The organism is Umezawaea endophytica (assembly GCF_025061645.1).
In the GTDB taxonomy this organism is placed as follows: Bacteria; Actinomycetota; Actinomycetes; order Mycobacteriales; family Pseudonocardiaceae; genus Umezawaea; species Umezawaea endophytica.
In genome coordinates this window covers 1-12,347 of record NZ_JANYMP010000057.1, presented here as the reverse complement: position 1 = coordinate 12,347, position 12,347 = coordinate 1, and the positions used below count along the sequence as shown (strand labels likewise).

The following is a 12,347-nucleotide window of genomic DNA, read 5'->3' as shown; positions in this document are numbered from 1 at the left end:
CCCGAGGTCCGGCCCTCCGCGGAACGATCTCGCGCAGGGTGGTGCCCTTCCCGAGGTCCGGCCCTCCGCGGAACGATCTCGCGCAGGGTGGTGCCCTTCCCGAGGTCCGGCCAGGGCGGCGGCACGTACCGAGATCACCTACAGCTAGTAGGGAATGCCGCCGCCACTGGCCTCCGACGGCGGCTCCGTCGCTGCGGCCCGTCGCTTGTCTTCGAAGCGGCCCACGTCTTCTTCGGACTCAAGGCGCTGCGGCTGGCCATGCAGGAAATTGGGGTGCGGCCGTGAACGACTCCAGACACGAACTACTCGGCACCTACGTCCTCGGTCACCTCACCGGACCCGAACTGCAGGCCATGCGGAAGCAAATGGACAGGTGCGCCGCCTGTTAGACCACCCTCAACGAACTCGACCTGGTGGCACGCGAGCTCGCCAGCGTGAACGCCGACGCCGTCTCCGTTCCCACAGCTGGACGATCGATGCTGCGACGATTCGACATCCGGCGTCGGCGGAAGGTCCGCACGCGACTCCTTCTCGCCGCCGCTTCCGCGTTGGTAGTCGCCGACACGAGCTGGTGGCTGCTGCGCCCTTCCGCACTGCTCAAGCCGGTCGCACTGGCGCGGCAGGCACCCAGGTTGACCGCCGAGGCCACAACCAGTGGATGTCAAACGGCTCGCGCCCGCGGAGCCGAGGCGTGTCCTCTGCCGCGGCGACCGCTACGACGGCGGCCGAAGTAGCGGCGCTCAGCGGCTGGTTCTCATATGCTCAACCGGTGTGCGGGTACACAGTTTTTCACCTTTTTGCGTTGTATCTGAGCCCGCCGACCCAGAGTAGCCACTTTCTGTCCTATAAGCACAAGCCGGCCCAACAGCGCCGAAAGTGCCTTCCCCGCACCCCAGCGTGATCGTTTGTGCACGTCATCTCACTACACGCCGACGCCCCTCGCATTCCTGTCGCACCTTTCCCCGCGCGGAAGCGGGAACATGATTGCGCCGATCGAGTGCTTCGATCGGGAAACTTGATGCGTCGCTGATGAGATGTGCTCGGATGTGTAGATCACGACGACGAGCGTTGTCCGTGATCACGACGATCATCTGCTTCGATAGGAGAGTCGACTCAATGGATCCGGTGTCGCTGTCATCGCTGGGCGCAGTCGGTGTGGGATATGCCGTCAAGTTCCTGTTCGACCGAGCCAGCGCGGTCCTCGACCGGCGGGCCCAGCGGAACGCTGCAGAAGCGGCTCTACCGCCGACGACGTCCGGCACCCCGCACAACAGCACGAAACCCGGTGGCACCGGACAGGCAGCGGACGCGGTCGAGGCCGAACGCGAACTGGCCGACGCGATGCGGGTCTTGCAGGTGTACCGAACCCACGATCTACCGGTGAAGGCCGACGACGAGCAGTTGATGAACTGCCTCGGACGCATGCACGCCGCACTGGAACAGGTGGAAGGCGCACCGATCGACCTCACCGCACATGTACAGGCGATGATCGAAGTGGAGCAGACCGCCGACGTAGTGCGAGGTGACATGACCGGTGCGCGCGTCGACGCACTCCAACCTGACACCACCGCGCGCATCCGCCAGCAGATCGGTTCGGTAGAGCACGGTGGCACCGTGATCGGCTTTCAAAGCGGACGGAGCCTGTGAACGACAGCGGCGAACGCTGGTTCACCTCCTTCCAGCGGCACAAGACACCCAGCGCACCCGCCCCTGAACTCCATGACAGCGCTCCAGTCGACGAGCCCGAAGCGCCTGCCGCGCCGGACAGCGGCCTGGCCGATCAGGCACCGTCATCCGACCAGGCGCCGTCAACACCGGACCCTTCCTCTCCTTCCACCGCGGCCCGACAGGACGCGCCGGTTGCGGCGAATGCAGCCGAGGAGCACGGTGAGGTTCACAATCCCGCATCGGATGCGGAGCAGAGCGCGGTCACCGCGGACGAGGTCGCGAGCGCCGCTGATGACGAGATCCACAGCAGTGGCAGCGAAAGCGGCGACACCGCACGCACCGTGCCGGTGTTCACCGTCTCGCGCGACGACGCCAGGACCGCGACGGGAAATGAGACGCCGGCGGTAACGACGTCGATGACGTTCGCCACGGTGGCCGAGGGCGCCAACATCATCGGCGCACAGTTCAACAACACGATGATCGGACACGTGCCCTTGTCCGATTCCCCGGCTCGGCCCGCGCATCTACAAGAGGTGTTGAACTGCTATGCCGAGCCTGCGGGAGCCACGGACCTGCTGACGCGCGTGCAGGCGGGCGACCCGATCGTCGTGTTCGACCTCGGCGAGGGACAGGGACGCACCACTCACGCCGAAGCATTGGCCGCCCGCCTGCTCGGGTTCATCCCGCGCAAGCCGGACATCGTCGCGGCGAATCACGCCATCCGCACCGATGACATAGGACAGTCAGGACACGTAGGTCCTCGCCAGAGCGGCGACCCGGCATCGGCGCACACCGACCCTGGTGCTTCGTCATTAGCAATGCCGTCCGCAGTAGTGCCGCCCCTAGTAGTGCCATTCCCAGCGTCGCGTGAGTTCGCGTCCACCATGGTTGATGCCGCGCGGCTGCGGTTCACCGGTGTCGATCATTTTCCTCATGAGCGGTTGCCGCTCAATCGCGGCCGGGTGTGGTTTCTGCAACTTCCCGCCGATGAGGACGAGTACAAGGTCGCGGACGACTTCAGCCACTGCCTGCCAGAGCTGCGTCGTCGCCTGACCGCGCAAGGCAGTGCGTTGTTCGTGCTGACCAGGCCCTCGCAATGGCGACGCATCGGAGGCAACGATCACACCCTCTATGTGCAGGCCAGCACGGTAGTGCAGGTGCCGACCCTGCGGCAGGTGGCACAGGCGCGCGTGACCGGACGGCTGCCCAGCGTCGACACCGGCTGGTGGTTCGACCACACTGCGGTCACCGAACGCATCAATTCCGCCGGGACCGCACAAGCTGCCGCGGTGGCCGACTCGATCGTGACTGCCGAGTTGACCCCCGTGGAGCTGCTGCCCGTGCTCAGGTTTGGCTCCGCTCCGACCAAACCTGCCTCAGCAGACGGCACCGGCACTGATGAGACCGAGAGCATCAGATCACGCCGCCTGGCGATGGTCCTCAGCGCGGGCGACCACTGGCAGAACGAATTGCTAGCCTGGCATTGCCTGCCGGGACGCACTGCCTTCGAACGAGCGTTCCAGTTGACCGCCGCGGCGATGACCGGGTTGCCCGCCGCACACGTCTACCTCGGCGCTGTCGAACTCACTAGGCAACTCGACTCGAAAGCCGCCAGCGACGACATCGCCCGCAGTGCACCCGGTGTCATCCAGATGCTGCACGCGATTGAAGGTCGCCAGGACGACGGTGACCGGATCCGGTTCCGCCGTTCAGGCTGGGAAGACGCCATCCTGGAGTACTTCTGGGCCGATCGGCCACTGGCACGCGAGAACTTCATCACCTGGCTGCCTTCCGCACCGCTGTTCCAGGCCAAGGCCGCCATGGAAACCGTCACCGACGCTCAACGACGCGCGGTCGCGCGCCGAGTGGTCCGTTTCGCGTTGCGCTGGGCCCACCGCCAAGACCGCGACATCCCGCTCAAGACGCTTGCTCAAGCCTGGCGCACTGACCGGCCTGCATTGTGGGCCGAGCTCGTCTCCATCCTCGACGCGGTGGCATGCGCCGACGACACCGACGAAGTCGAGCTCGGCGAAGAGATCGCCTCAGTAGCGTCGCACCGCGGCTTTGTGCACCAACTGCTGCTGAATTGGTCCAAAACACAGCAGGTCGGTCTGCGTCATGTGGTGCTGGAGATCTGTGCCGGCACGTTCGCGGAGCGCTACACCGGCAAAGCCCTGGTACGGCTCAAATACGCGGGCGCCCACGCCGACGAGCACACCCTATCAACCTTGACACGCGCCATCGAGCGGCTATGGCAAGAACCATCCGCGCGGCCCGTGCTTATCGCCGAGGTCGCGAGCTGGTGCGTCAACGACGCCACCGTTCGAGCCGGATGTGTGGCGTTCGCACATTTGGCCGCCCTACGCATACCGGTCGCCGCTGGCCCTGACAGCACCCAAACGCAAACACCTGACACCCCAGCACCAAACACTCAGCCGTCCGATTTGTGGCCGCCGCTCGAACATGACCTCACCAGCAGACAGCCCACCGGCGTCCCTGTCGAGCACCGCACACCAGACATGGACAGCGTCACCGCTCAGGGCTCAATATCCGCCTCGCACGGCAGCGGGGTGCTGATTCTCGAGCCGGACCTCGACTACGTTCCCGACGAGACGATACTTAGCCGCTGCTGGCGAGTGCTGCTGCATACCGAGAAACGCTTCACCGGTGAACAGATCACGTTGATCACCTCGTGGCTCGACGCCGCGCTGTCCGCGCCGCCCCAGCGTCCGACCATCCTGTCGATCTTGCGGAAGGCCGTGCGCGGCGACACCGCCGACGACCGGCACATCCGTGACGGACTGCGCGGCGCCGTTCGAGCCTGGTCAGGCGAAGCACCTGAATGCGAAGCGCTGTACCAGGAACTGACCCGCGGTCTCGACGCCGACCTCGCCAGGCCTATCGAATCAGCACTCACTACCGCGGACTCTTCCCGCCACCGGGCCGTCCCGGCTCAGCACGACGACACGGACGCATTGCACGCCACCAGCACCACGCCGTCCACACCCCCCGCCACCACCATCGCATTGCCGCCGACCGCTTCGCCGCCCACAGCGCCGACGATCACAGCACCGATGGAGTCCTGATGAGCCTGTGGCGCAGACGTCGCAGCTCCGCACCAATCGAGCACACCTGGGTCGATCAGCTCGGCAGCAACGACGAGAACCTGTGCTTCACCGCGCGCGTGCACCTGACCCTGCAGGTTCCGCGCACACCCTCGTACACCGCGATGACGTCGTCGGACCAACGACCTGCACCAGTCGAGCAGACCGCCCCGCCGCCAGGGGTGTGCATCGCGGCTCACTGGATCCGGCAGCATCTGCAGGCGGCCGCGCTGCGCTGGAGCGTGCTGCAACGCCACGCCGCACAGCACGACCTCAATGCCACCGTGGCTGCGCTGCTACCCCACCACAACCCTGACGACGATCACATCATCGTGGCGGCAACAGCGGTCCTGACCGTCACACCAGCCGAGCACCAAGCCGCACTGCAACTGCAACACGCCCGCCACGAAGCCCACCTCGACGACCTGGCACGCAGACAAACCACCGCCACCATGCGATTCCTGCAAGAAGAATGCTTCACTACTCCCGCCACCGCACGACTTTTCCTTCTCACTACACCCTCACCTCGGCTCGGCGTTTTCCCCACTGCTGAGCAAGCCGACGCGATCATGGGGGAGATCACTCGCTGGCGACCCGAGTCGCTGTGGGTCCGGCTCGCGCACACTCTGCACACCACACTGCACGATCTACCGAAAGGCCAACTCGACGAATTGCTGCGTATGCTTGCCGTCGTCCTACGCGAAACCGGGCACCGCGACTCCGCCGCGGACATCGAGGACATCCGCGACGCCGAGCACACCGAATACACCAGCCCGCCGACGCCTTGACCGGGCGGAGGGACACCACGCAGTGTCGGTTGGCACCGGTGTCGGATTGCGAAAGCAGGTCATGTTGACAGGCGAACACAGCGAGGACGGCGTATCAAGATATGCTGCATTTGAAGGGGCGTCGGCTGTAGAGGTTTTTGGGAAAGCGCAGTCCTGGCTGGCTCGTCGCGCCGGCGCGATCGGCGTGGTGGCCGTGTCGTGGAACACTTACTCCGAAGACACATCATTCGGCCTAACGATCTATTACGAGCCCGAGTAGCGGCACTATCTTTAAGTGAACTGTGATCGAAGCAAGGCGCGCGCGGACTCGACCGCGGTCGTGCAGGTGACGGCATCGTTGGAGCTGTTCCACGCTTTCGCGATCGTCCAGGACGACGTCATGCACGGCAGCGCCACCCGGCGCGGCTTACCCGCCATGCACCATCGAATCGCTGGCCAGCACGCTGAGCACCCCCGCTGCAAAGCAGTTGGGCGAGCACGTCGCGATCTTGCTGGGAGACCTGGCGCCGGGGTGGGCCTACGAGCCGATCAACTCCGCGGCTGGATCCCGCTCGGTCGGTCGTGGTGTGGTCGCTACTGGATGCGATGCGCACCGAAACCGTGGTCGGTCAGTACCTGGGCCTGGCCGCGACCGGCACCCGCTGGGCGGCGGTGGACTTGGCGTTGCTCATCGCCCATGGCAAACCGCCGCCTATACGGTCGAGTGCCGGTTGCGGGTGCGCCCTGGAACCCGCTCGGGTCTCCCACGATCACCCTCGTATCGGAACTCGGCACAGATCACGAGAAGTCCGCCACCCTGCAGGTGCAAGCGAAGGCGTTCGACGCCCCGATCGGGGACGAGCCGGAGCCCGCCCCCGATGGGTACTACTCGGACGTGGACAACCCGAAACTTGACTCCAGCACCAGGCTGCCGGAGCTAAACCGCTGGTCAGCCCTGTTCCCATCCTTTGGTGCCCCTCCCGACGTCCGGCCCCGCGCAGAACGATCTCGCGCGGGCGCGCCGATCTAGCCGACCGGGTCGGTCTGGGTGCAGCGAGGCGACAGTGTGCCGGAAGCCGGTGCGGGCTCGCTCGGGTGGCCAGCCGATCGAGCTGTACTGTCCGCTGCTCTCCTACGGCAAGGTCGGCGGTAGATTTTACCTCCGAACTCGCCTGGCCCGTCGAACGAGTCCATGAGCTTCTGGGTCTGAGCTCCGATCGACCGGCGCTTAGATTGGCGCTGTAACAGGACCTCGGCGCTCACTCCTTTCGTGATGAGGCGTAACGATCCGGCGAGCTGCTCGGATGCACATCTCACAACAACTCACCTGCAATGAAGGCGGGACATGCACATCTCGCAGGTTCATGTGAGCAGCTACCGATCATGCCGCGACGTGACCGTCACGCTCCGTCCGGACCTCACGGTGCTGGCGGGAGAGAACAACGCCGGCAAGAGCACCGTGGTCGATGCCTTGCGAGTACTGACCGAACCGTTGGACAACGGCCGAGTCCCGTGGCCCACCGATACCGAGATCACCGCTGGCGAGCTCGCCGCTCGTCTGGGGGTCACCCTCGCCGATATCGCCAGTGGACAGTCGGGCACCTATATCGAGGGACGGGTGTCGGAGTCCGACTCACGCGGTGTGTTCCATGCACGCTGGGGTCTCGAATACCAGCGGTCTGCCGACGGTGAGCGGCGGGGTACTACGGGCTGGTTTCGGGGCGCGGACATCCCCTGCGCAGATCCAGCTCTGCGCAACGGCGTCCGGCACGTCTATCTCAAGCCGCTCCGTGACGCCGTGCACGACCTGGGTGGTGCATCGGCCGGAAGGATCCGCGCAATCCTCAGTGGGCTACTCGGAGGCCAGGAAGCCACATCGACGTTTCTCGACCAGGCGCAGAAAGCGCTCAACGACATCATCGAAAACGAAATTATCACCCGGTTGCAGGAAGAGATCAACACACCGCTTGAGGAGTTCACCGCCGGCGCCCATCCACAACAAGCCGGATTTCAGATCACCGACCCAAGCCTGGCCTCGATCGCCCGGACCCTGCAGATGATGCTAGGCGACGCACCAGGAATCCTCGGGCCGCTCACGTCATCGGGCTTGGGCTACGCGAACGCACTGTATATCGCCACCGTCCTAGCCGAACTGCGAGCGTTGAAGGACACCGACCTGACGGTACTGCTAGTCGAGGAGCCCGAGGCCCATCTGCATCCGCAACTACAGACCCTCCTGCTGCGACACCTCCGTCGTCGAGCTAACGACTCACGACTCACAACCAGCGAGAACGGAGGCCATAAGGCCGACCCAACGGCCCCGGCCGGACATCTCCAGGTCGTTGTGACCACCCACTCCCCGGTGCTCTCAGCAGCGGTCAGCGTCCGCGACATCGTCGTGATGACTCGTCGACGCCACCCGGAGACCCGACGATGGGAGGGGCGCGCGGTGGCCGTCGGTGCTCTGGGCTTGAAAGACAAGGAAATCCGCCACCTCGACCGGCTTCTCGACGTGACCCGTAACGCCCTGCTCTATGCGCCACGGGCAATCCTCGTCGAAGGTCTGTCAGAAGCCCTCTTGCTGCCGGCATTCGCCGAGCGCGTTCTCGCCCCGGCCGACGATGCGGAACCCGCGGACGTACTTGGCGCCCGTCAAGCGTGGGAACGCTTCCACGGAACGACCATGCTGCTGGTCGAGGGCGTAGGGTTCCCGACCTACCTGAAGTTGCTCTTGACTCCCGTGGGGGATGCTCGTATCGCCCAACGCATCGCCTTGATCACGGACACCGACAGGGCAGCCGGGGAAGACGACCCGCAGCGGATTGTCAACTACGACGCAGAAGCAGAGCGGCACGGTCGTGAGCGGCTCGGTGTCTTCGCAGGTGAACGTTCACTCGAACCACAACTGTGGCAGGCCGGCAATGAGGACATCCTCCACGATGCCTTCCTCGCCTGTCATCCCCAGTCCCAACAGCGCTGGGACATGGTGCTCGAATCGGATGATCCATCCCGAGCGTTCTGGGGCTTGTTCGATCCGGAAAAGAACCCCGATGACGAAGGTAAGCCAGCGAAGGGAACAAAGGTGTCGAAACCGCGCTTCGCACAGGAACTGGCCGACATCCTTACTCGGCAACCTGCGCGGCCCTTCACCATCCCCGGCTACCTGCAAGAGGCAATCAAGTACATCACGACCGCCGAGGAACAGGCACCGACCAAGTGAGCCTGGCCATCCAACACGCCCAAGCCGAACAGCAGCACGCAATCGACGCCGACGCACCCCTGTTCGTGCAGGCGTGTCCCGGTGCCGGCAAGACGCATGTGATCGTCTCTCGCCATCTTCAACGTCCGTCGGGTGCACTCCGTGGTGGACGAGCCCTGGTCTCGTTCACGCGCACCGCTCGCGACCAGATGAAGGCCCGGTGCATTACCGAAGGACACCCGGAACTGGCCCAGTTTCCCCACTACATAGGCACTCTCGACGGATTCATCTGGCAGTTCCTCGTATCCCCGTACCTCACGTTGCCCCAGCCACCACAACTGCTGGAGTCGTGGGCACAGCTAGCCAAGGCCGAGGTGAAGCTGGGAACCCGCGCCGTGCCACTGTCCGCCTTCACCTTCACCCTCGACCCCGACGCCCTCCGAGAAGATGTCGACAAGCCGGGAGAGAAGAGCAGCGCCACGAGAACCATGTCCGACTCGCCGTACCCGTGGGCACGCTGGAAGAAGGCCGTACTCGAGTGTCGAGACCTTTGGCACGAACGCGGCTACTTCACCGGCCACGAAGCCCGTCTCGCCGCCCTCGGCGCCTTACGCACCGATCCGCGTCGCATGGCGGTTCCGTTATGCTCACGATTCACCGAAGTGATCGTCGACGAGGCACAGGACTGCTCGATCACCGACCTTGCCATCTTGGACATACTCCGCGTCCACGGCATCCCCCTCGTCATCGTCGCCGACCCCGACCAGGCGATCTACGGCTGGAATCAAGCCGATCCGGCCCGACTGCTCAACATGCGGAACACACTCGGCAACCGAACCACCCTGACAGGCAACCGGCGTAGCGCACCTCCGATCTGCGCGCTGGCCACAACCCTGCGGACCGGAAACCGCCCTCCGGACATCAGCGTGGTCCGCACCAGCGGGCCCGCTGTCCACCTCGTTCCCACCAAGTTCGGCAAGGCAGGCAAGACGACACACAGCCGCACCGGGCAGGACCTCGTCGAGTTGGTCGTCGAGTTGGCCGAGCGCCACCACGAGTCGGACATCACGAATCCCTCGGTACTTGTACTGGCCCGTAAACACGCTCTGCTTCCACCGGCCCTTCGCCGTGCAGAGCCCGACAGCAACACGATCACTCGCCTCGCTCGTGCACACCAATGCCTGCAAGCCGGTACAACCAAGGCAACCGAGCTCGATCAAGCATGCCAACAAGCCGAGCAGGTTCTCTTGGGATACTGGTATCCAGATCAGACCGGCAGCATCACGCGGATCTGTCGCACCGTCGGGCTATCGCCGGCCGTTCTACGGCGCCACGCCTACGCCTTCCTGCTGGAGCTGCCCATGCCATCGGCAGCATGGGCGAGCGAGGTGAACGCCCACCTCAAAGCGTGGTGGCGACCGAGCGGGGCAGCACCGGGCGGCGGCAAGGGCCTGCTGCGCAGCAAGATCGCCTCCATCGGCCAGCAGGCACCACAGCACCCGACGACACGCCTCACCACAGTGCACCAGGCGAAAGGCGACGAAGCCGACGCCGTCTGCGTGCTCCTGCCCGACGACGACCTGATCACACGATGGCATACAGGCAACGCCACGACCGCCGAAGAACAGGAAGAACTCCGTGTCCTCTACGTTGCAGTCACCCGAGCACGTAGACTCCTAATCCTCTCCGTACTCGAAGGCAGCATTGCTGCCCTGCAAGACTTTCTGAACCGCTACCAGGTGCCGACACACATGTGCCACTGAAGTTCCTTGGCCGTCTCCACCGCAACGCCGCAAGCGTCATAGCCTGCGCACTTCCTGATAGAAACCGTGCCGCAAATCGTCAAGAAGCTGACCTCGGCCACACGAGACACTCGGGCTCTCGCACCACGTTGGGTTGTCGGAGGAAGCTCGGGGCCATCGACAGGCGATACCATCGGGCGATGCCCGAGCAGATCTTGGAGCCTGACGGCACCCTATGGAAGCCGAAGCCGTGGGCGACGGCATCCGCCGAGGAGTTTTCCGCAGCGCGAGCTCTCATCATCAGGCTGAATGAGGAGCGACGATGGAATCCCTGGGTTGCAGAGGATAGTGCCGACGACCTGGCTGCTGCCGACACGGTTTTCGACCAGTGGACCAGAGCGGAGCCTGACTTCCGGCCGTTGTCAGATGAGGAAGTCGACGAGCGTCTGAAAACCCTGGACACCAGGATCACGGCGCGAGTTGCGCGAAGCAAAGCGGAGCGGCTCGCCCGTGTGGCGCACTTCGACGAGGCCCAGGCCGCCGCGCGGCTTCGGCTCCTGGAACGTGAAGCTCAACTGGAGCATGCTCTGAATGACAGAGCGGCTCTTGGAAGCGGTGATCGCGCGCCTGCAATCGAGCCGAGCAGGCGAGCTGCCGAAATTGCAGAACTCGACACTCGCATCGATCAGATGCGAACGGATGTGGATCGGCTTCGCGTCCTGGTCGGCGATCCGGAGAGCGTGGTGGACGAACACGGCCGCCTGCCCGCCGACCGACGCGCCATCACGCACATGTACTTCTGCATCCGGCGAGAGCAGGAGGTGCGACAACTTCGGGCTTCGGTTAGCGAAATCGAGCAACGCCTGGCGTCCAAGGGCCTCGACAAGGGCGATCGTGCCACTCTGCGCCAGAAGCTCGCTTCCGACAGCCGCCAACTCACCCAGCTCGCTGCGATGCCGCCCCTCACCGAAGCGGACATGTGCTCGGAGTGCGTCAGCCCATCGAGTTGGCACGGCTACACCGCGTGGGGAGGAGACTTCAGGGACATCGCCCCGTGCCCGGCATGGCCGGACTGGGCCGCACGTCTGCAGAAAGCCCGCGCCATGCTGACCGTTCCTGCAGGCAAGGAGACCGTCCTCACCACCACGCCACGGCCTCAGCCTCTGGCAGTGATCCCGTCAGGGCTGCCAATCGCGGAGGTTCTTCAGCGTCTGAAAGACCTCGAGGTCGAGCATCCCGACGCGGAAGTCCGCCGCGGCGACAGGAACAAGTGGGAGATCTGGCCTGCCGCCCGAGAAGATGGGAAGTAGTGACCTGATCCCAGGCCCTGCGGCGTTGCTGGCACATGCCTTCAACACGGCGCGGACCAGCTGGCGACTATGCGTCTTGCGCGCACGTTGTTATGGGGCCGCTCATCATCCTCGGCTGCCGGACGCTGCTGGTAATCCTGCGACGGCTGCACCACGATCTCCGACAAGATCCGTGCGGCCTGCGGCGTCAATTCCAGCAATGCCTCGGGCAAGTCACCCTGATTCGCCGACGGTCAAGGCTGCTATTGGGTACCCGAGGCTCGCTTGTGGCGTCGCGATATGCCGGGGTTCGTTTTATCTCGGACGCGACTCCACTGTCCATCCGGCGGAGGTGACAATGGGTGCGGAACCCTCCCCCAACTCCCCCGCCTTCCTGGGTTGTTCGAGGGCAGCCCGCAGTCGCTCGGCTTGAGAGGGATCGCACGAGGCGGTGACGGGTCCGATCGACCCGTCACCGGGCCGCTAGTCGGGCGTGGATAGGCCGAATGATGACTCCAGCACCAAGCTGCCGGTATAAAACCGCTGGTCGGCCCTGTTCCCATCCTTTGGTACTCCCG

Annotated in this window: 7 protein-coding genes; all 7 read left to right on the top strand. The window is 64.7% G+C overall.

Going from position 1 to position 12,347, the window contains the following annotated elements; all coding sequences use genetic code 11:
* Positions 1-1,074 precede the first annotated feature (1,074 nt).
* The 7 genes from NZH93_RS49125 (at position 1,075) to NZH93_RS49100 (ending at position 11,790) form a co-directional block, all read left to right on the top strand.
* On the top strand, positions 1,075-1,647 hold the full coding sequence (locus NZH93_RS49125; protein ID WP_259630288.1) for a hypothetical protein: 573 nt from the start codon (positions 1,075-1,077) through the stop codon (positions 1,645-1,647).
* Positions 1,644-4,754 carry a hypothetical protein gene (locus tag NZH93_RS49120; RefSeq protein ID WP_259630287.1) on the top strand — a complete coding sequence of 1,037 codons (3,111 nt, stop codon included), beginning with the start codon at positions 1,644-1,646 and terminating at the stop codon, positions 4,752-4,754. The genes NZH93_RS49125 and NZH93_RS49120 overlap by 4 nt, the downstream gene beginning before the upstream one ends.
* On the top strand, positions 4,754-5,560 hold the full coding sequence (locus NZH93_RS49115; protein ID WP_259630286.1) for a hypothetical protein: 807 nt from the start codon (positions 4,754-4,756) through the stop codon (positions 5,558-5,560). Before NZH93_RS49120 ends, NZH93_RS49115 begins: the two co-directional genes overlap by 1 nt.
* A gap of 274 nt (positions 5,561-5,834) precedes the next feature.
* On the top strand, positions 5,835-6,569 hold the full coding sequence (locus tag NZH93_RS51395) for a polyprenyl synthetase family protein (RefSeq protein ID WP_372507046.1): 735 nt from the start codon (positions 5,835-5,837) through the stop codon (positions 6,567-6,569).
* 315 nt (positions 6,570-6,884) lie between these two features.
* A complete protein-coding gene (locus NZH93_RS49110; protein ID WP_259630285.1) occupies positions 6,885-8,759 on the top strand; it encodes an ATP-dependent nuclease in 1,875 nt (624 codons plus the stop codon).
* Positions 8,756-10,501 (top strand): UvrD-helicase domain-containing protein, encoded by a 1,746-nt coding sequence (locus tag NZH93_RS49105; protein WP_259630284.1) that lies wholly within the window; start codon positions 8,756-8,758, stop codon positions 10,499-10,501. The genes NZH93_RS49110 and NZH93_RS49105 overlap by 4 nt, the downstream gene beginning before the upstream one ends.
* 179 nt (positions 10,502-10,680) lie before the next feature.
* Positions 10,681-11,790: a hypothetical protein gene (locus tag NZH93_RS49100; protein WP_259630283.1), complete on the top strand. Its 1,110-nt coding sequence runs from the start codon at positions 10,681-10,683 to the stop codon at positions 11,788-11,790.
* The last annotated feature ends 557 nt before the right edge of the window (positions 11,791-12,347 follow it).

Excerpts from the sequence above, each read along its gene's own strand:
- NZH93_RS49115 (WP_259630286.1), top strand. The coding sequence starts at position 4,754 with ATGAGCCTGTGGCGCAGACGTCGCAGCTCCGCACCAATCGAGCACACC.
- NZH93_RS49110 (WP_259630285.1), top strand. The coding sequence starts at position 6,885 with ATGCACATCTCGCAGGTTCATGTGAGCAGCTACCGATCATGCCGCGAC.
- NZH93_RS49100 (WP_259630283.1), top strand. The coding sequence starts at position 10,681 with ATGCCCGAGCAGATCTTGGAGCCTGACGGCACCCTATGGAAGCCGAAG.